The organism is Bradyrhizobium sp. USDA 3311 (assembly GCF_054062495.1).
Genome location: NZ_JBSSFI010000001.1, coordinates 9,105,762 through 9,125,566 on the forward strand (window position 1 = coordinate 9,105,762; position 19,805 = coordinate 9,125,566).

At 58.7% G+C, this 19,805-nt stretch carries 13 protein-coding genes, 3 pseudogenes and 1 riboswitch; of the genes and pseudogenes, 8 read left to right on the forward strand and 8 right to left on the reverse strand.

The features are described 5' to 3' along the window. Positions 1-22: 22 nt before the first annotated feature. Positions 23-225: riboswitch (cobalamin riboswitch) on the reverse strand. Between the two features lie 969 nt (positions 226-1,194). From ACVWW6_RS43330 to ACVWW6_RS43340, 3 genes are all read left to right on the forward strand, one after another. Then, positions 1,195-2,061: a nodulate formation efficiency C protein gene (locus tag ACVWW6_RS43330; protein ID WP_456682942.1), complete on the forward strand. Its 867-nt coding sequence runs from the start codon at positions 1,195-1,197 to the stop codon at positions 2,059-2,061. A 1,414-nt stretch (positions 2,062-3,475) separates the two neighbouring features. After that, positions 3,476-4,186: a thermonuclease family protein gene (locus ACVWW6_RS43335; protein WP_456682943.1), complete on the forward strand. Its 711-nt coding sequence runs from the start codon at positions 3,476-3,478 to the stop codon at positions 4,184-4,186. Positions 4,187-4,196: 10 nt separating this feature from the next. Continuing rightward, positions 4,197-4,937: a carbonic anhydrase gene (locus ACVWW6_RS43340; protein WP_456682944.1), complete on the forward strand. Its 741-nt coding sequence runs from the start codon at positions 4,197-4,199 to the stop codon at positions 4,935-4,937. A gap of 747 nt (positions 4,938-5,684) precedes the next feature. Here ACVWW6_RS43340 and ACVWW6_RS43345 read toward each other — a convergent pair. From ACVWW6_RS43345 to ACVWW6_RS43355, 3 genes and pseudogenes are all read right to left on the reverse strand, one after another. Beyond that, positions 5,685-6,839 carry an 8-amino-7-oxononanoate synthase gene (locus ACVWW6_RS43345; protein WP_456682945.1) on the reverse strand — a complete coding sequence of 385 codons (1,155 nt, stop codon included), beginning with the start codon at positions 6,837-6,839 and terminating at the stop codon, positions 5,685-5,687. Positions 6,840-8,090: 1,251 nt separating this feature from the next. Beyond that, positions 8,091-8,349 (reverse strand): annotated as a pseudogene (locus tag ACVWW6_RS43350) (branched-chain amino acid ABC transporter substrate-binding protein); the annotation flags it as partial. Between the two features lie 586 nt (positions 8,350-8,935). After that, complete coding sequence (locus ACVWW6_RS43355) at positions 8,936-9,070, reverse strand: recombinase family protein (protein ID WP_246740669.1); 135 nt, start codon at positions 9,068-9,070, stop codon at positions 8,936-8,938. A gap of 10 nt (positions 9,071-9,080) precedes the next feature. Between ACVWW6_RS43355 and ACVWW6_RS43360 the strand changes: the two genes are divergently transcribed. After that, on the forward strand, positions 9,081-9,254 hold the full coding sequence (locus ACVWW6_RS43360) for a hypothetical protein (RefSeq protein ID WP_371740340.1): 174 nt from the start codon (positions 9,081-9,083) through the stop codon (positions 9,252-9,254). Positions 9,255-10,284: 1,030 nt separating this feature from the next. Here the strand turns inward: ACVWW6_RS43360 and ACVWW6_RS43365 are convergent. Next, complete coding sequence (locus ACVWW6_RS43365; RefSeq protein WP_333939020.1) at positions 10,285-10,467, reverse strand: hypothetical protein; 183 nt, start codon at positions 10,465-10,467, stop codon at positions 10,285-10,287. Between the two features lie 185 nt (positions 10,468-10,652). On the opposite strand from ACVWW6_RS43365, the pseudogene istA reads away from it, so the two are divergent. Next, positions 10,653-12,398: pseudogene (istA, locus tag ACVWW6_RS43370) on the forward strand (IS21 family transposase). After that, positions 12,376-13,143 carry an IS21-like element IS1631 family helper ATPase IstB gene (gene istB, locus ACVWW6_RS43375; RefSeq protein ID WP_038952109.1) on the forward strand — a complete coding sequence of 256 codons (768 nt, stop codon included), beginning with the start codon at positions 12,376-12,378 and terminating at the stop codon, positions 13,141-13,143. Before istA ends, istB begins: the two are co-directional and overlap by 23 nt. 739 nt (positions 13,144-13,882) lie before the next feature. Here istB and ACVWW6_RS43380 read toward each other — a convergent pair. Next, complete coding sequence (locus ACVWW6_RS43380; RefSeq protein WP_161536441.1) at positions 13,883-14,530, reverse strand: FkbM family methyltransferase; 648 nt, start codon at positions 14,528-14,530, stop codon at positions 13,883-13,885. 485 nt (positions 14,531-15,015) lie between these two features. On the opposite strand from ACVWW6_RS43380, the pseudogene ACVWW6_RS43385 reads away from it, so the two are divergent. Further along, a pseudogene (locus ACVWW6_RS43385) lies at positions 15,016-15,369 on the forward strand (IS66 family transposase); the annotation flags it as partial. Between the two features lie 314 nt (positions 15,370-15,683). After that, positions 15,684-15,908 carry an IS4/Tn5 family transposase DNA-binding protein gene (locus ACVWW6_RS43390; protein WP_456682946.1) on the forward strand — a complete coding sequence of 75 codons (225 nt, stop codon included), beginning with the start codon at positions 15,684-15,686 and terminating at the stop codon, positions 15,906-15,908. Positions 15,909-15,923: 15 nt separating this feature from the next. Here the strand turns inward: ACVWW6_RS43390 and ACVWW6_RS43395 are convergent, their stop codons facing one another. The 3 genes from ACVWW6_RS43395 to ACVWW6_RS43405 all read right to left on the reverse strand — a co-directional run bounded on the left by ACVWW6_RS43395 (position 15,924) and on the right by ACVWW6_RS43405 (position 19,511). Then, positions 15,924-18,077 (reverse strand): peptidase domain-containing ABC transporter, encoded by a 2,154-nt coding sequence (locus ACVWW6_RS43395; RefSeq protein WP_456682947.1) that lies wholly within the window; start codon positions 18,075-18,077, stop codon positions 15,924-15,926. 29 nt (positions 18,078-18,106) lie between these two features. Then, complete coding sequence (locus ACVWW6_RS43400) at positions 18,107-19,192, reverse strand: HlyD family secretion protein (RefSeq protein ID WP_456682948.1); 1,086 nt, start codon at positions 19,190-19,192, stop codon at positions 18,107-18,109. Between the two features lie 175 nt (positions 19,193-19,367). Beyond that, positions 19,368-19,511: a hypothetical protein gene (locus ACVWW6_RS43405; protein WP_271565544.1), complete on the reverse strand. Its 144-nt coding sequence runs from the start codon at positions 19,509-19,511 to the stop codon at positions 19,368-19,370. Positions 19,512-19,805: the final 294 nt, after the last annotated feature.

The window sequence follows — 19,805 nt, forward strand, 5'->3', positions numbered from 1 at the left end:
ACCACCGGGACACCCCGCCCGCGGACGAATAGATGTCGGGGCAGGTCTCCTGGCTCGCGGGTCATCGCTGCTGTCCGGCCTTCCCGAAGCCGCGCAGGCTTCAGTGACATCGTTGGACAGCGGCTCGCCGCTCACAGTTGCGGGGGCAGCGCCGGCATTTTCACCGGCTTCCCTCTTAGCTCCGGATCAAATGCAAACCGGAGAACCTCGACGAGTTGGATTATCGGCAAGAGAACTCTTCCGTCAACCTCTCAGATTATATCTCAAGCTAACGCTGCGACATCTGCTACGGGAATGACGTGCATCTCTTTCGTTGACCACGATGTAGAAGCGCTCTCCAATCAGCGATGTCGGAATGACCATCGGAGCTGCGTGCGCGTGGGGCCGCACGCCAGATCGGTGGAAGGGGCAAATGCGGCTTGCGCGGTCGGGACTGCTGCCTCGAGCAGAACGCATTTGATGCGAGTCCCGGCTTCCCAGCGGTTCATCGAGCACGTCCGCCATCCAACCGCCTTCTCGACCAACAGGATCCGTATTGAATAGGCCTAAGACACCTGGCGAAAGTCAGCAACATACCGGCGAGCATGTTGATTTGCGGTGCGAGCCAGACTCCAAATGCTCGGCGTAAAGATCGGCTTGGCGTCGTTGGCCATCGAGTGCAAACCGCAGCTGACTGAGGCTGCTCTCGACTTCCGGAGCCGCCGCATATCGCGAAAGGAGCGCCAAACGCGCCGCGGCCCCGTGGCCACAAGCGCCCAAAGGCATGGCAGAGATCGAAAGCCCACATTCCTGCAACCGAACCAAACGGTTCAATGGCGGCAAACGTGCTCCGAATTCTCATCAGGAACTTGGCACCGAAGCGTTCCCCTGCGCCGTCGAATACCCGGTGCGGGACGAGGATGGGTAAGCCGCGATGGATAGGCTGAATGGAACGATCGAAACGTGTGCAAGTCGGAAAGTCGACAAAGAAGACACAAAACCGGTAAGAATTTCCGTCTGTTACCTGGCACGAAGAATGCAAGTCATCGGCATGCCCAGGCCCTCCTGCTGGGCATGTCCAGCACAGCAAATCCGGGCTGTCGCTGGCGACTGAAGTTAGCGGCGCGTGACATAGAGGGGAGCGCCTGCTCGCGCGGGACACCATCGGTCGCCCCGTCGCGTCGACGCTAACTTATTGCGCTCGCGCATAACAGGTTGAAGGTTGCCCGCTTTGAAAGACGTGTTGATGAAAAACCAGATAGGCCGACGGTTGTGAAGAAAATGTCTGGAAGACGCGCGCTATGGTTTTGTCTTGGTCCATCGCTGATCTGCCTGGTCGGACTGGCTGCGACGAGCAACAGTGTTCGTGCCAACGAAAGCGCCCTCGTCGAAAGAGTCAAGTCCACGTGGCGAGCGCAAAACGGTGAGACGATAGAACACATTCTCTCCAACGTCTCGAAGGTCGCACAGTTCGTCCCTCGAACGTGGGGCGTTGCTGAAGGATTTGACCGAGATGAATATGTTTTCGTTTCCTGGACCAGGCACCGGGACAATAAATCAGACGAACAGTACGTTATCACCTGGAAGATCGCATTCGACGGAACGATTCAACTTGCGTCGACCTATGCAAAGCCGATGGAATTGGGCTGGCGCGCCCTGGCGCTCTCGTTGATCGCCAGTGAAGTCGCGGATGGCGAAAGGGACGCAAATCATCGCTTTCTGCATGACCTGGCCAACTTCAACTTTGTCACGACCACGCGAGGTCCGCTCGGCAATCTTCTGCGGCAAGGCCGCTGCACTATCGTCGAACCTGTTGGAGTGGACTACTTGCCGAAGCCGAATGATAAGCCGACCGAGAAAGGGGGTCTGTGGCGCGTTCTGCTTTTGGTGAACTGTAATATCCCCGGGCCCCGCTTTTTTACTCACAACGGGGTCATCATTTTCGAGAAGAGCGAAGGATACGATTGGGAGCCGCAATCCTTCTTTGCCAAGCGTATCGCGGCGTTCCCTCCCGGCTCCTGGTTCGATCGCATAGAGCCAAAGGAATGGGAAGAGTTAGACGGGCGCGACGGGCCTCGGTAAATAGTCGCGCAGAGCAGGATCGCGCCGCAGCTCTTTGGGCGCCGAGCGCCTCAGTGCAACTGCAAAACATATGCGCTCCAAAGTCGCGGTGTTTACGCCTTCGCAACAGTCGCGAGCCTTCGGCCCGTGATCGGAGCGCGCGCAGAACCTATTTCCCTGACCCGTTCGCGGGCTCGATTTTGACAACGACAGCGTTCACGAACGACACGGTCGTGCCGTGGCGCCGCTCACGATGTTGAAGTCACTCGTTCCAGGGCCTACAAGAAGGACGGTCAGGCACTCGTCGCACAAAAGAACGGAGCTATCGTTCGCCGCCTGGTGGGCTACGGGCGGCAGATGACGGGCTGCCCCAGCGAGGCCTGTTCGATATGGGTTGATTTGCCGATGGGACGCCGCCCGTACGGATGATCAACGATACACGGTGAACTTCAAATTCACGTTCAAGGAGGGCAATGTCCTGCCGTCGCCCGATGAAGCCGGCCATTTTGTACGAGGGCCCGGTCGGATCAGCTGATCTGCTGGGCGAGCATAGAGCACGGCCCGATCGAGCGTCGACGATCGATGATGCTTGCTTCTCAAGAAAAGCGGCAGTTGGTCCGCGTGGCGCGTCAATATGCGGTCAGTACCACGAAAGAGCGGCCGCCCATCGGGCAGCCTGGGTCATGAACAATCCGGTCCGATTATACGAACGGTGCGGCAGCACCACGTACGATTATGTGGAGCTCGGAGGAGCGAAAAGCCATAATGTGATCGGTATCAACGACCATCCGGCTGGCTGTACGAAAGAGAGCTCCAGGTTTTGCAGGGTTTGCGCAACGAGATTCCGACTCATTTACGCAGCGAGGGGTGAGCTGAACTCCTTGGCGCCTTTGTCCAAACCGGTCAGAGGAAGCGAGACCATATTTCTACATCGGTCTTTTCGCGACAAGAATTTTACGACGAACTGTCATCACCGTCGTCGAAACCGTCGGCAGCCTTCTGTCTGCCGATGCAGGTTGGCACGAAGCGTAGCAAGGTCGCTCCTCCACGACTGACTTGCGCTCGAACGCCGAAAATTCACAGGCGCTTTTGTTCAAGCGCGTGAGAAACAGCGTTCCGAGGTCCGGCTTTCTCCTGCATCTTCGAGCGATGGGGATCTCCTCCTCAGGTCGTCAGGGTGCAGTGCGCGCCGACTGAGAGAGACCGGCGAGCCTCGAAGGATACCGAGACACGCACACCGTAAGAAATCGCTTGAACCTCACGCTGCGTCAGGTCGTAGGTTGGAAATCACGACCAAGCTTTCATAAAGCACCGTCGAACGATGCTGGCCCAATAACGGACATGGTGCGGTCAAGCAGTCGAATGTGGCGGCGCCGGATCGTGCGTGAACATGGACCAAGAACGAAAGGTTAGTGTCGGGATGAAACACCGCCGAATGATGGTCGCATTGCTCGCCGTCATGACATCTCCGGCTTGCGCGGCGAAACTCAGCGACGCTCCGCGCATCCTCGACGGCAATACGATCGAGATCGAGCAAACCAAAATACGGCTCTTAGGCATCGAAGCTCCTGCGACTGATCAGATTTGCGTCGACGCCCACGGCCGGAAATGGGCTTGCGGCGTAGCGGCTCGCGACGAGCTTATCAAACATTCAAAAGGACGAACGTGGGATTGTCATACCACAGGAGTTGATGAGTACAGGAGGTCACTCGGCACTTGCTTCATTGAAGGCGAGAATGTGAACGCCTGGATGGTACGCTCGGGCTGGGCACTTTCGTCGGGTCGATCTAACCCTAACTACGCCATCTATGAGTTGGTGGCGAGCACAGCCGATGTGGGGCTGTGGTCGGGGGCGTTCATCGCGCCTTGGGACTGGCGTCGCCGCAACAAGTCGACGATCATCGTCGGTGCGAGCTCGGTTCCGATCAACGCTCGGGAACTCCTGCTCGGTTCCACTCTGTTATCGGACCCGCCCTCGCCCGAGTGTCTGATAAAAGGCACCGTGGACCGCAACGGCGAGCGCATTTATCACCTGCCCGGACAACTCAGTTACGAACAAATCGACATAACGAAGATGCCTGGTGACCGCTGGCTCTGCAGCGAAGCGGAAGCTGAAGCCACCGGGTGGCATAAAGCCGTGCGATGAGGTGAAGCACATGCATGCAGGCCGTTCTCCGAATATGTCCTATCCGACCAAGATCGCGCCTTCGCGCCGCTCGCTGTTGCTGTTCGCTGTTTCGGCGAGTTGCCTGCGGCTTGCCAACATTGTCGATGCGAAGGAAGCAAAAGCGCCGCCGAAGCCAGATAGCCTGCTCTCGCCGGATGCTGCGCTGAAGCGGCTGATGGAAGGGAACGATCGCTATGTCCAGGGCACTTCACGAGGCGACGATTTCAAACGCGAGCGCCAAGTCTTGGTCGATGGGCAAAATCCTTATGCGGCGGTTCTGAGCTGCGCCGATTCTCGCGTGGCGCCTGAACTTGTCTTCGGCAGCGGACTTGGTGATATGTTTGTCTGCCGTCTCGCCGGCAACTTCGTCAACGATGACACGCTCGCCAGTGTGGAATATGCGGTCGCCGTGCTGAACACGCCGCTGATCCTGGTACTTGGTCACGATCATTGCGGTGCGATAGACACCACGGTCAAGTCGCTCCACCACGATAAGCCACCGCCGGGGCACATTTCATCCCTCGTCGCTGCGCTTGCGCCTGCGGTAACGGCATCTCGCCAGCAAACCGGTGACACGTTCGCCAATGCAACCCGACAAAATGTAATCGATAATGTCAACAAACTCAAATCGGCGGGCCCGATTCTGAACGCGGCAGTTGAGCAGAACAGACTGAAGATCGTCGGGGGCCTGTATCGGCTCGACACCGGCAGGGTCGATTTGCTGAGCTAACGCTGGCACCTTCGGGCGGCCGGCTAGTCGTTTGCCGCCTGATACCGGGCTTCGGTCGAGTTCTACGTAATCACTCGTCCATCGGCTGCATCAAATGCACCGAATACAATTCGCTCCACAAATGTCATAGCTTCGGGAAGACCTTTGGTATGCGCGGCCTCTTAATTCTCCTCGTATTCTACGTACTCATGTTGGCAATGCGAGACCAGCACCAAGAAACACTCATACCGCGGCCGACAGCATCCATACCTTCACGTTGATCCGCCAAGCCCACAGAGGTGGTTCAAGAGGCAGATTGCGGTGCGAGGCATGCGCTGGGGCTGAGCTCTCGGCCTCAGGACACGCGACAATTCCGGCAGACCCTCACCCGCGATCCGGCAAGTCACCTATGGTTCTGCTTATAATCACCAGCCTCAGTCAGGGCCGAAGATCACATAGAGCAGGATTACGACCACGACCACTGCCCAGCCGGCCGATGTAAAGAAAATTGCTACTCGCGTCGGCATCGGACGATCTCTCCTGCATCAGATTTTTGGAGACCGCCAGTCTCGGAAAAGCAGCCTCGTTGCATCTGCTTGGGAACGCCTCGACGTGCCATCCAAAGAGCGTTCCTGGTTCTGCGCAGGCCGGGCTTGTCATTGCGATTTGAAGTGCGCATCGAAATGGAGCATCTTCGCGCGCCGACGCGCACCTTTGAAAATCGCTTTGCCGATGCGGACATCAGCCCCATGATCGCGGCTCGCGCCGTCATCGCACGTCGCCCCAAGTCTCTTCGACCAACGCATCAATCATGTCGGATACATCAACTTGCCCGACGTTAAGCGTCAGCGAGATCCGCAACCTTGCCGTTCCCACAGGCACTGTTGGCGGCCGTATCCCGCGGATATCAAAGCCGCGCGCCTGTAGTGCAGAGGCGAGCCGCATCGCGCGGCCGTTGTCACCCACGACGTAAGGAATGATCTGAGAGTTCGAACGGCTCGGGCGCCCGCACACAACGAGCTGACGATGTGTAAAGTCGATCAGATCGATAAGGCGTTGCTGCCGCTCGGGTTCCTCCTGCAGGATCAAGAGTGCTTCTCGCACCGCGACAGCCATAAGGGGTGATGCCGCGGTGGCGAACACAAATGGACGGCACCGATTGACCATGAAGTCGCGCAATACGCCGGAAGCAGTGACGAGCGCGCCCGCCGCGCCCAGCGCCTTCTCGCAAGTGTGGATCACCACCAGATCTTCGCGCCTCTCATAGGAAGCGGTGAGCCCCCGGCCCTGCTCGCCGTAAACGCCTGTGGCATGAGCCTCGTCCACGACCAGGAACGCCTCGTAGCGCTCGGCCATTGCGACCAGATCTTTAAGCGGCGCGAAGTCACCGTCCATACTGTAGAGGCTCTCCACCACGATCCAGATGCGCCCCATTCCGCCCTTGGCGCGCCAGTCGCTAATCGTATCTGCAACCGACTGTAGATCATTGTGGGCGCTTATCCGAAACTCGGCTCGACCCGCTCGCGCGGCTTCATGAATGCTGGCGTGCACGAGCGAATCGAGAACGAGCAGATCGCCCCGCTGCGGCAGCGTCGTCAGAACAGCGAAGTTTGCGATATAACCGCCGCCAAAGAACAGCGCTGTCTCCGATCGGAAGAACTGCGCCGCCTCGGCTTCGAGAGCTTCGTGCTCCTCGCAATTGCCGCGCAGCAGCCGTGACCCACCAGCTCCGATCGGCGTGCCGCCCTCAAGCGCGGTGAACAAAGCCTTTTTCATACGCGGCGCGCTCGCCAGGGCCAGATAATCGTTCGAAGCAAAATCGGTTCCTGCGCGTGGCATTAGGCCGCGCAGTCGATCGCCTCGTCTCAAGGCTTCCAGGGCCGCGGCATAGCTGTTAAGCTTGCCTATATAGGTTGGGTACATTGATCAATCCGCCCAATGCCATCAATCGTGAAACGACTGTGATGGCTACAAAAAGAAGATGAAGGATCCGCCGTGCACTTTTTCAGCCGGTCGGACGTAACTGTCTCCCATCAACCAGCACGATGCGCGGCCTGCACGTTTTTCCCGCCCCGAAGGACTCATAACTGCAGCCAGTCGCGCGCCCATTAATCGCCACCATGATTGGCGACAGGAGTGCTTCGATTACGTATGTGACAGCGCTTCGGTTTCGATTTTGGCAGGTCACAGCGTGTCCGTTGATCAACGATCCCGCCCCCCGCGACAGCGCGCGGTCGAGCCTTCGTCGCACAAACTTGCTCGTGTCACCGGCGCGCGACACATTTGTAGGAAGATCGAACGCGCGCTGGCGAAGCCGGGCGCAGCCGGTGCCATCCGTTATTTGCTGCCGCCCGGAAAACAAGTCTCCTGTTGGGGTGCATGTCGCGACCAAGCGCACTCCTCAACGCCACCAAACGGCACATGCTTGACGCCATTCCAGAGGAATGACGGTTAGGCAGAACCAGCATACCTAGGTCACCCTCGACACGCTCGCCCATGCCGGTGATGCCGCCACTGCACACCTTGATGCCAGCGCCACGCGGAGACACCTGCGCCCCAGTTCTTTGCCCCTAAGGGCCTTTCCAAAGGCGCCGAAGGAAGGAACCGGTGCGGTGCGGGCGATTCCTCCCCGCATGCTTATTTGGCAGATTGCGCTTCGGCAGGCGCGCGCAACCTTCGTACTGACCGGACAAACGCACACTCTCTCAGCGAGAGTGGTCTGATCGTCTCAGAAGCGTACGGTGCGTACGGGAGCGAACTGAGAAGATCTCCAGTTTCGGTATGCCGAACCACCGGCCGTCTTGCCGCGCGTCACGGCAGCCGCACCAGCATTGCGATGCGGCCAATCTCACGATAGTGATCTGACAGATTTGCGACACCAGCTTCGCATCCATGCTAAGTTACATCGTCTCGTTCGCCCAAGGATGCGACTCACATCGATGAGATCGTCGAAGGTGTGGCTGTTCTCACCACAATCCCGCATGCGCGCCGCTCGAGATCGCACCCAATCGCAAGACGGGCGCGCGTCCGTCCCTTTAGTACAATATTTTCGCTATTTGCACCAGCACACCTGACAATGGAGCCCGATCAGGTCGTGTTGCGCTTAGCAGCCGGGAGACGCACGGGAGTTCAGTCGCTCTACCGGATGGCTGTTGGCCCAAACCGCGACAATCTGGCGACCTTCTCCGCTACCGATCGCGCCTCCTTGGGATCGCAGCCATACGATGTCGAGGGCGAGCGTCTTGCCGAGTACGCCGCGGGAAGCGTTAATCTGCTCCGCCGCCATCTCTGCCGTTCTTCATTTGTCGCCCGAAGGCGGACTCGCTCCCTGCTATCGATCTAGCGACGGCGATGGTGATATCCTCCAACATGCCGCGGTGGACGGCGCAATCGCTGCTCCAAGTGCAAAGCCGATCAGCTTGAGCGATGTCAACCAGTGGTGCGTGTAGTCAAACCAGCATTCTTTGAAAGTGTTGGGGTGAACGCGGCCCAAGCGCGAAGTGAGCAAGACGTGCGAGGTTCGGGCACGATCGCCCCGGATAGGTCACTGTGTTCCGATTGACATTCCATCTTGCTGCCATGGTGGTTGAAATGCGCGTGTCTGCCCCTGTACCGGGCCTGCCGGGCGGACGTCGCTCGCCCCTTTTAGCGACAGTGGCTTGGAAGGTTCGTGAGTTGAACCGGGAGTCGTTGCGCTGAAGTGCAAGTGGATCGTGCTCGACACGACAATGATCAAGGCAGTGGGCGTAGAGGCTTATGAGAGCTCGCTATGTTGGCGACTGGGAAGGGAATGCTCACGGATATACCGCGGGGTTTTTGAGGAGCGGTTTTCCTCAAGGGTCGCTCTCTCTTGGCCTTTAAACAAGGCTGGCAGGCCGCCAGGTCCTCCAGCGGCAGACCACATCATGACGCAGGTCTGGCAATCCGTTGCTGCGGGGCGTGCGGAATTGCTCGTGGATGAACCATTTCATGGAAAGCCTGGTATGCTGCACTTCCGAGCAGGAGTCCGACGGGCGCTGTCACAACCAACTTGCCCGGCGCGCCTTCTCGTAGCGAGCCGAGAGCGAGCGCTGGCGCAACAGATCCAGCTCGTACTCGTTGAGGCTGCCCTTGAGCCCGAGCAGCAGGGGCGTCGTTGCCGTGCCTTGGCGCATAGATGGTCTCTTGATCGACCAGCACGGTATCGACCACGCGGCACATCTCGATGAGTTGCTGCCTATCCCGGCTGTTGCGGGCGAAGCGCAAGACCTCGCGGGCGCAAACCGCACCAACCTTGCCGAGGCAAACCTCCGCCACCATTCGCTCGAATCCGGTGCGTTGTATGCCGCCGGCCGCTGAACGACCGAGATCATCATCGATCACTTCAATTTTCCGACCACTGGCGGATCACTTAGCTGCCTGTGACAGCTCGGCGACTTAAATTTTATGCGGATCAGCTCACAGGCCTTGAATCGCACGTAGCGTCACGTTGTACATTTCGAAGTAACTGATGAGGATGCCCGGCAAGTCAGACCGGCCCGCTGTTTGCTGCCATCAGTGAGACGATGATACCAATGCGGTCGATGTGTGTACAGCAGAGGGCGACGCAGGTGGCCCAAACCCCGCCTGCGGGATCGCGCGAACGGGCTCCGAGTGCTCGCATGCGAACGATGACAGCCGCGGGGGATGCTGGGCTGCTGCGCTCTGCGGCCGGCACGTTGAAGCCGTTCGAACAGCCGCGGATCGTCTCTGTTCGGCGCTGCTCATTTAATCAGCATGACTTTGACGATCCTCAGGGCAGCGGAGACCCCCCTCCAAGGTCTGTGCGAGCCAGTGTTGAGCCGCATTCCATCAATATCGTCTTGATAGAGAAGGAAACGACGACAGATTTCTCGATCATTGATCCTCTCGCAACTTGAATTTGCGGTAAGCGTTTTGCCGCAAATAACCGTCGGCAGGTCCTCCCTCTGTCGACGACTGACTTCCGCCCGGCCATCGAAATGAGGCCGGGCTTTTTTTGCTACCAATGAACGACAGTTTGGAGTGTTCTGGCCCGCCGTGTCTGATGATTGATGATTGGACGATTAGGGAGACAGAGACAAGCATAAGCGATCGATTGGGATGATAGTTCGTCACATGCTGAAATCCTGATCCGATCCTGACGCCCGAGCTGCTCTTGCTGCTCGCCTCCATGGGCACGCGGACGCCGATCGGACCGGCCTGAAATTGCGGTTGATCGAGCGGCAACTCCGGACGACCTCGATCAAGCTGACAAGCGCGGCATTGAAGGGGTCGAGGCCTTCCGCCGGAATTCAGTACTTCCGACGTGAGCGGCCGCCGGCCTCTTGCACGTCGTAAAACGGCGTATGGTCGCCGAACTTGGAGACGCTCACGTGCGCAATGGCCGCCTCGGTCGACAGTCTGCCGGGCACGACATGCTCCGTCGCGTGTGCCTCCGATAGCGCCCGAGCAGCCACGGCAGACGTATTTTGGGCGGCGCGTGACCAAAAATCCGCCGTTGCGCCGGGATCAGGTCGAGGCGTTTACTGAGGTGCTCGCCGATCTTCGTCATGGCGCCGCAGCCGCACGGACAGAGCGTGCTCGCAGCCTCGACCCCGTGGGTCGGTCAAAATCCCCCGGGTATGGTCACTTGAAACTCCCCCACCTGATGATCGCCGGCAGCGCCGCTGAACAGCAGTAGCCGGTCAGGCAGGACGTTTATTTTGGTCCCCTTTTATCCAGCAAGGGGACTGGGAGTTGAACGTCTTGAAGGCACATCTGCAAAGCACGGTATTTACATTACTTGATCGCAACGCCAGCCAGCGCGAGATCCACAGGCTGACGGGGGTCGATCGCAAGACGATCCGGCGTTACCGGGCGCTGCGGGCTGGTGCGGAGGCAAATTCCCCCGGGGAAGTGACCACCGGCACGGTGAGCGCGGACGACCAAATTCCCCCACCCCGACCACCGGCTTTTGGGGTGTCGGAAGCGACAGCCGCCTGCAGCCTGGCCCGCTCGGCCTGCGAACCGCATCGGGCATGGATCGAAGAACAGGTCCGGCTGAAGCGGAATGCGCAGGCGATTTACCAGGACCTGGTCGATCGATTTGGCTTTCCGTCCAGCTATCAGAGCGTCAAGCGGTTTGTGCGCACGTTGCGACACAGCGATCCCGAGCAGTTTGATCGACTTGAGTTCCTGCCTGGCGAGGAGGCCCAGGTCGACTATGGCGAGGGCGCTCTGACGATTGATCCCAGGAGCGGCCGGTACCGCCGTCCCCGCCTGTTTGTGATGACGCTGCGCTACTCGCGGCGCAGCTTCCGGCGGGTGGTCTGGAAGTCCAGCCAACACGTCTGGGCGCAGCTCCACGAAGAGGCGTTCCGGTATTTTGGCGGGGTCCCCAGCTATGTCGTGCTCGACAATCTGAAGGAAGGCGTCCTCAAGCCGGATTTGTACGAGCCCGAGCTCAACCCGATTTACAGCGCGATGCTGGCTCATTAGGCCGTGGTCGCCGATCCCGCGCGGGTGGCCGATCCAAATCGGAAAGGCTGCGTCGAGAATGCGATTCAACATACCCAGGGCACCGCGCTGGCCGGACGGCGCTTCGAGACGCTGGAGGCGCAAAACGAGTTCTTGAGGCACTGGGAGGAGAACTGGGCTTCCAAACGCATCCACGGCAGCACGCGCCGTCAGGTCGAGGCGATGTTCCAGGAAGAGAAGCCGTACCTGCGGCCGCTGCCTGTGGCTGCCTTCCGCATCTTCACCGAAGTCGTCCGGACTGTCTGCGACGACACCACCGTACGCGTCGACAACAGCTATTACGCCGCGCGGCCCGCGCCGATCGGCAGCCAGGTCGTCGTGCGCATCTACACCACCACGATCGAGATCCGTGATCGCCACACCCGTGCGCTGCTGCGTGTTCATTCCCGGATGGCGCACCCCGGTTCTGTCGTCCTGCCGACCAGCGAACGGCCGTTCAACCCGTCGCGGCAAACCGCCGTGCTGCTGGCGAGCGCCGAGCGCATCGGACCGCAGACCAGGGCCTTGTGCCAGCAGGTGTTCGACACCGAAGGGCGCCCCGGACAGCGCGCGATGTGGGGCATTGTCGGGCTGGGCCGGAAGTATCCGGCGCGGCTGGTCGAGCAGGCCTGCGCGCACGCCATCGACAACCGCATCTACCGCTACAAGCACGTGCGTGCGACCGTCGAGCGGTTGTTCGAACAGGCGATCGAGCAGGTTGGAGTGACGCCACAGCCGGCATCGCCGCTCACCCAGGATCATCCGCTGATCCGTACCCCCGCGGAATACGGCGACCTCTTCAGCCGCGCTGTGCGGCGCGACGCCGACGATAATGGTCGGCAGGCCGAGGCTCACGACGACCGTGCCCCTGCAACCCGCGCTCGTGGCGCCTGCGCAACCCCGGCCAGCTCCAGCGCCACGAGCGCTCCCGCGGCTTCTCACCTCACACTGGAGACCAAACCACATGATGACCATGCCGGAAATTGAACGTTGCCTGCGACAGCTGCGCCTGTCGGGTGTCCGCGACACGCTGCAGACGCGCGTGCTCCAGGCGCAGGGCGCCAACCAGCCCTTCCTCGAGACCTTCTCCCTTATCCTGCAGGATGAACTGGACCGTCGTCAGTCCCGCCTTATCGAGCGACGATACCAGCAATCCGGGCTCGACGAAAAGCTCACGCTCGCCGAGTTCGACTGGTCCTTCAATCCCAAATTGCCACGTCAGACCTGCTTCCAGCTCCACACCCTGGCGTTCATTGCCGCTGGCGAGAACGCTCTGCTTGTCGGCAAACCTGGCACCGGGAAGTCGCACATCGCCAAGGCGATTGCCTATCAGGCGATCCTGCAAAGCCACAAGGTCCAGTATCTTGAGACCGACGACTTCTTCCACCGCTACGCCCTGAACTCTCCGGCACAACGCGAGGTCCGGCTGCGAACCATCATCGACTGCGATCTCCTCGTGCTGGACGATCTATTCCTCGCACGCGCCATCCCCGACGACGCCGGCACTTTGCTGCAGACCCTGATCCATCAGCGCTACAAACTGCGCCGCAGCGTCATCGTCACCTCCAATCGCGTCGTGCAGGATTGGGGGGCATACCTTGGGGACAACACTATGAGCACGACGATCCTCGATCGCCTTATGCATCATTGCCATCTGCTTGAGTTCGACGGACGCAGCTATCGGCTCAAAGAAGCCGCTGAAGCTCTTGCCCGGGAAACAAACTCAAACTAACAGTCCCTTGTCCTGCCTCGCGGGTGGAGGAATTTGACTGACCACACCCGGAGGAATTTGAAGTGACCCGCGGGGGCCTCGATGATCCGCTCCACCTGGGGCACATGAGCAGGCAAGCAGCCGCGATTGCGATCACGATCTTGATCCGATCCGGCGCGCGATCGGCCCCTGATGATCGCCGCCGCCTTCTCCTGCACCGTGTCCAGGACGCCTTGCGGGACAATCGACTTCGGCAGTTATGCTGGACCCCTCACGGCAATCTTGATCCGGAATGAACAACATGCTTCAGCTCGCTTTCCCATTGAGACAACAATAGCGACGTCAAGCGCGTGATGAAATCTGCCCATCTCAAGGAGCTAGGAGAACTGATGCAATTGCTTTGGCATTTGTTCGAAGCAGTGCACCAGCTTCCCAGAGGGCCAGACCATACAGCAGCCGTTCAGACGATCAAACGCCTCGAGCGCCGGCTGACAGTGTTGATTCAAGCCTCTGCTCGAGCTGCCGACCGCGAAGTCGTCGGTCGCGCCGGCTCGGCTAAATAAATGATTGTCAGAAACCCACCACCCGCCCGACGCGGACGTCGCGCGCGGGGTTTGCAATGGCAGCCGGAAACCGGAGTGCCCGTCCGGCTACCGATATCCCCTGGCCTTATTGATCACCAGTTGTGCAGCTTTGGGTGGCATAGAGCGCACCAGTCACGTCTTCCAGCGATGAGTGAGGCGCTCGATATGAGTAGCCACTAGAAGCGCGTATTTTTGAGCAATACATCACCTTCCACTGCGCGTGGATAGTGGGCCGCCACTTCGAATGATGGTAGCAGGTCCAGAATGGCTTGCAGAGACAACTGCCCTTCGTAGAGCTCGCGGTCGCTATATTCCGTGTAGATGAAGCGCGTGTTGCTCAAGGTCCGCATGCCGCCGGCGATAACATCGGCTTCGGCTCCCTGGACATCCATCCAGATGAAATCGACCGTGTTCAGCTTGGCATCGCTGCACCAGTCGTCCAGCCGCCGCGTTTCAACCGAGACAGGGCGATCGAACCGAACCCAATCATACTCGGTAAGATGGTTCTTCGGGCGGCGTATCGAGCCGGAGAGGTCCCATTCCTTCGCATCACCATCTGCATTGCTTGGATGGAAGTCGATCATCCCGTTTCGATCACTGATGGCGATTTCAAGCAGCTTCAACCTATTGAGGGATGGGCCCAGCTTCTTCTTGAAGCGCGCGATCGCTCTGGGGTCCGGCTCAAAGCAGTAGAGCTGAGCTTGCGGGCACAGGTTGAGAAACTGTTCCGTATCGGTCCCGTCATTGCAGCCGATATCCAGGATGACCGGATTCGGCTTCTGAAGAAGTGAAACGATGTGCTGGTGTACTTCTACAGACGACACAGGTGCTTTATCCCTTGGGCGCGGAGATCGGGTGAATTTCGACTTCGAAGCCGCAATCACACGCCAGACGCGCCGGCACAACGTATATCAAGGTATACAATGCATATGTCCGTCAGTTCCCTTGATCATGACGGCTATTTGGATGCCATCGACATCAAAAGGGAACCTGTCGGACCGGGAGGTGCAGCGACTGCCTGGAATGGAAATTGCCAGCCAGCGTCGGCAGACGCGCCCTCTGTGAGCCAGATCGTCGTCTGCGGTTCTTTTTCGGGGCGGCCAAAAGATGAGCTTCGCTCGAATGTCACCTGTGGCTATTCTCCCTGGAGCGTGCCGGGCAGAGTGATCTCTCGTGCGCAGCAATAGCCTATCACCTAGATCACAGTTGCGCGAGATATGCTCTGCCGGCTGACGGCCGCCATCTCAGATTCGGCTGACGCAATGTGCGAGCAGCTCCGGACGATACCTTCCTCGGACTCATCTGCTCTTTGGAGAAGACCATACGCGGATCCGCGTCTCGACGCACGCGTTTGCTGCAGCAATCCTCCGCAGCGCTCGTCGCAGATCTCTTCGACTTTCTGCAGCAAACCTTGCAGCGGATCTCCGGCAACCCAAAACTGGCGGAGCCAATCCGTTATGGCGTCTCGAGGGTTGCCATCTTCGAACGCTTCCTCACCGACGGCCGCATTGAGCTCGACTGCAGCATCGTCGAACGCGCCACCGCCACAAAAATTACGGGAAAGCTCTTCGCGGGCAGCGGCGGCGGCGGACAAACCTGGGCAACTATCGCAACGCTGCCGCAAACAGCGAAAGTGGACGATGTCGATCCGTTCGCCTGGCTCGCCGTATTGCCAACTGTTTACCGAGGTTGACGGCCTCAGCTTGCTTTCAATTACCCACATTTGACATCGGATTTGAGCGAGGCGCCGCGGGCGAAATCTTGAATCGCTAGAATCTGTTGTGATTCGTTGTTGAGCACCTGATTCGGAAGCGCGGAGTATTCGATGGGCTGGGTGAAAGAATGCGCGGGGGCGCGTGCTCAGCGATTGACGACCGGTATCGAGACATGGGTTGATCGGGAAGTTGCGGGATTTGAGGTTAAGGATGAGCGGCTTGGTCGCCGGTTCTGCAAACTTCTCGCCAAATCGGGCGCGACATGGGTCAAAGCATCCCGCTGGTTTGTCAGGATTGGGCCAACACGAAGGCCGCCTATCGCTTCTTCTCCAACGAACGGGTCGACGAGGCGGATATTCTTTGCGGTCATTTCGAGGCGACGCGCGGGCGCGTAGCGGCGACGGAGGGACCGATCCCCGTCCTCCATGACATGACGGAATCTTCAGGCTCTAAAGTCAGCGAACGATTCCGCCCAATTTGGCGATGAGCCATCTTCTCAACTTTAGCCTCCGCCGATTTGCGTCTGCCACAAGCGAGCATAAGCGCTTTCACCAAGCAGATCAGTATGCCTGCCCTCCGCAACGATGCGGCCCCTGTCTAAGACGACGATCTTGTCGGCATCACAGATGGTGCTGAGTCGGTGAGAGATGACCACGATGGTCTTGCCGGCCCGACGCAAATCCTGGAGGAGCCGGTGCACTGTGGCTTCGGCAACCGGGTCGAGAGAGGAAGTCGGCTCGTCTAGGATTAGGATTGCCGGATCCCGATAGAGAGCTCGCGCCAACGAAAGGCGCTGCTTCTCGCCGCCAGAGAGCCTTACGCCGTTTTTGCCCAGATAGGCCTGGAAGCCTCCGGGCCAACGCTCAATCACCTCCCGCAGCCCAGTTTGATCGCAGATTTTCATGATCCTGTCGATCTCCGGCTCGAACTCGCCAAGTGCGATGTTCTCGATCACCGAGCCCGAGAATACGTCCGTTGACTGCGGTACCGAAGCAACAACGTTACGCAGGGATACGGTCGATAAGTCTTTGAGATCATGGGGGCCGATCCGGATGCGCCCACCCTCGAGCGGGTAGATGTTCTGCAGCAGCGCGGCAAGGGAGCTCTTGCCGGAGCCGCTTTCCCCGACCACGGCCGTCATCTCGCCTCTGCGGAACGTGACGCTGAGGTCTTGAAATAGCTTGGGCTGGGCGCCGTGACGGAACGTGACATTCTCGAAGATGAGATCACCGAGACTGGATTTCGTGACATCAGCGCCTCCGTCACGCGCCGGCTCAAGGTCAAAAATCTCAAACAGGCGATCCGCCGCGATAAAGGCGTCCTGCACAACTCTGTTAGCTTGGATCAGGTTGGCGACTGGGCGGGTGATATAGCCGAGCAGCGCATAGCACGAAAGTAATTCACCCGGAGTGACGGTCTGATCCAGAACAAGCGTCGTCCCGAACCACATTAGCAGGATCGTCAACAGAGTTGAGAGGAACGAAGAAGCGTTATCTCCTAGGATCGAGATAAGGCCGGCACTGTAGACTGACTGCAGCGTCTTAACGAAGCGGGTCTCCATCTTAAGGCAGGAGCTGTTCTCCATCCCGAATGTTTTGATCGTAGAAACAGCTCCGAGCGATTCCACCAATTGCGCCTCCAGATCGGCGGCATTCTCCATGATTGCGCGCTGGCGCTTGCTGTTCAGCCGATTAGTGGTCCAGTATACCAGCGAATATAGTGGAACCGAGATCGCCACGACCACAGCGATCTTCCACGAGTAGAGGAACATCAACCCGAACGAGAACAGTATGACTAGGATGTTGACGAACATCGTGATGGAGACCTCGTTCAAGAAGCTCCTGATTTTCACCGCGTCGTTCATCCGGGAAACGATTTCTCCCACTTGCATACTATCGAAGAACTTTTGGGGTAAGCTTAGGATGTGATTGTAGTAGCTGAGGATCAAGCACACATCGATCTTCTGCCCAGTTTCCAGGACGAGCCGGCTTCTAAGGAGACTGATAAGGATTTGTGGCACCAGGATCAGCAACATCGCGACGCTCATGAGGTTGAGCAAGTTGCGGTTGCCCGATGCAATCACGTGATCGACGATCTTCTGTACGTAAATGGCCGTCGAGAGTCCCAGAATGGTGGTTACCAGTGCGCCGACGAGCGCCTGCGCCAGCGCAGCTCTGTGCGGCGCAAGCAGTCGGACGAAGCGAAGAAAAGTTGAGGTGGTCTCATCGCGGCGCTTGAAGGTATCTGCCGGAACCAGGAGCACCAGGACACCGGTCCACTGCCCTTTGAATTCTTCATGCGACAGCTTTCGAATTTCACCAAAAGCTGGGTCCATCACGGTGACGCACCTCGCGTCGATCGCCTGGACGACCACGAAGTGATGCAGGACGTCCTTGACGATCACATGCGCAATAGCGGGCTTCGGGACCTTGTACAAGCTGTCGAAGTTGCCCTTGACACCTTTAGCAATGAAGCCCAGCTTTTGAGCCGCGTGCAAAAGACCCGCCACCGTGGTGCCGGACCGGTCGGTTGAGGCAAACTGTCGGATGCGAGACAAGGGCAACTTGCAGCCATAGAAGGCGCCAACAGAAGCAAGGCTGGCTGCCCCACAATCCGTCATGTCCCGCTGCTTCAACTTGATGATCTGTCTCGACATTGGCTCACTGGCTCTCGAATAATCAATAGTTAGCGGGCAGCCAGGAGCGGGTTGAGCCAATCGTCGACCTCAGTGTAGAGGAGTTGCAGTAGAGTGCGCTCAGCCACGAAAAAGCGGGCTCGCACGGTCATGCCCTTCTTCAGATGGCCAATAATTCCGTTTTTGAGTGCAAGGTAACTGCGAGAGAGCGCGCAACGGACCTTGAAGACCGGGTTCTTGTCCAGGAGGATGAAGTCCTGCGCCACGTTTAGCACTTTCGCGTCGATTCCCCCCCACTGATTGTAATTGAAAGCGTCGACCTGGAGCCGCACCGCCTGCCCCTGCTGCACGAAGCTGATGTCTTTGGGAGAGACGTAAATTTCTGCCACCAGTTCGCCTTCAGGCGATATCCAACCCACGGTTTGCCCTGCCTGGACGTAGCCGCCTGGCGACAGGCCAGAGAATTGCTCGAGCGCGCCGGACACGGGAGCGCGAATGCGGGTCAGGTCGCGTTCGCTCTCAAGTTGGTGCAGGCTCGCAGTGAGCTCCTGAAGGCGGAGGTTCGTATCGAAGAGTTGCTGATTCCATTCGGCGGATTTGCTCCGTTCAAGGATCTCGCCTTTTACTTCGAGGCTCTGCAGCGCCAAGGTCTTTTCCTCAACCGCCTTGGCGGGCGCTGCAGCAACGGAGAGGAGGCGCTTGGCCCGATCGAGCTCCACCGCGGCATTGCCGCGGGCATATTGGTTCTCCCGCAACAGATTGAGAAAATGCAGCCGCTCGGCCTCGGCGGCCTCGGTCCGGAGGCGGATGGGAGGGGCGAACTGCGCGCCAGAAGAGATCAGGGTCTGGAGGTCGATGGCACGATCTCGCTTCAGGCGGATTTCGTCCGTTAGCGTACCGATTTTTTCCTCAATGACCTTGTCGTCGAGAACTAGGATCTCCCGGCCTTGTTCAACGCGATCGTTCTCGACCGCAAGAACCCGGGAGATGCGCCCGGAAAGCGGCGCAATCAGGGGAGTCTTCTCCATTGTGGGACGAATAGTACCGGCACTTTGAACAGAAAGCGTGACAGTAATGATCGGCAGCGACGACATGGTCGCAACGACAGACAGTACTATCAGCTTGTAGATTGCCAAAGATCGCCCTGATCCTCGCGACAGAATACTCTCCGCAGTGCAACCGACCACTTCCGGAGGCAGTAACTCATCAGTCATAGTAGTCACGCTATATGGCGATTAGCAGGCCCAACATGCAGATCTAGCTTGAGCACCTCCGAGGGATGCACCGCCTCTTATTCACCGGACCAAACGATCAACGCATTATATCCCATGCAGCTACAGCTGCGAACACCGCAATAACTGCTGCAAACAATCCGAGAACCCACCCTCCCGAGATCGCAGCTGCTTCGCCAGCGGTGAGTTCGGCCAGATTGTAAGATGGCACATCGAGCTTCATTGTTTGTCTCCTCCTGAATGGGGAACGGTCGGCTCTGCAGGTCGGCGGCTTGCTCGGTCACCGAGAGAAGTTAAGAAATTCTCAGACCCTCAGCGCCCACATTTGTCCAGCTCCAGAGCGACGGACTGTTAGCGGACGCACGTTGAAGAGGATATTCCAACCGTAGCTGCGGCGCGAAAGCGTTTCCGTCCCGTACAGAAGTTTCTGCATCATGAGGCGAGCCAGCCTGGAGGACAGGTATCTGCGCCACAGACTGGCTCACCAAGTTACTTTTTGCGCACGCTACTTATGCAC

What these genes read in the sequence shown, in the direction of transcription:
- istB (WP_038952109.1), top strand. Translation starts at nt 12,376, where the DNA reads ATGATGACCATGCCGGAAATTGAACGTTGCCTGCGACAGCTGCGCCTG.
- ACVWW6_RS43335 (WP_456682943.1), top strand. Translation starts at nt 3,476, where the DNA reads ATGATGGTCGCATTGCTCGCCGTCATGACATCTCCGGCTTGCGCGGCG.
- ACVWW6_RS43355 (WP_246740669.1), bottom strand. Translation starts at nt 9,070, where the DNA reads ATGCGCCAAGGCACGGCAACGACGCCCCTGCTGCTCGGGCTCAAGGGC.
- ACVWW6_RS43345 (WP_456682945.1), bottom strand. Translation starts at nt 6,839, where the DNA reads ATGTACCCAACCTATATAGGCAAGCTTAACAGCTATGCCGCGGCCCTG.
- ACVWW6_RS43365 (WP_333939020.1), bottom strand. Translation starts at nt 10,467, where the DNA reads ATGACGAAGATCGGCGAGCACCTCAGTAAACGCCTCGACCTGATCCCG.
- ACVWW6_RS43390 (WP_456682946.1), top strand. Translation starts at nt 15,684, where the DNA reads ATGGGTCAAAGCATCCCGCTGGTTTGTCAGGATTGGGCCAACACGAAG.
- ACVWW6_RS43395 (WP_456682947.1), bottom strand. Translation starts at nt 18,077, where the DNA reads ATGTCGAGACAGATCATCAAGTTGAAGCAGCGGGACATGACGGATTGT.
- ACVWW6_RS43340 (WP_456682944.1), top strand. Translation starts at nt 4,197, where the DNA reads ATGCATGCAGGCCGTTCTCCGAATATGTCCTATCCGACCAAGATCGCG.
- ACVWW6_RS43405 (WP_271565544.1), bottom strand. Translation starts at nt 19,511, where the DNA reads ATGAAGCTCGATGTGCCATCTTACAATCTGGCCGAACTCACCGCTGGC.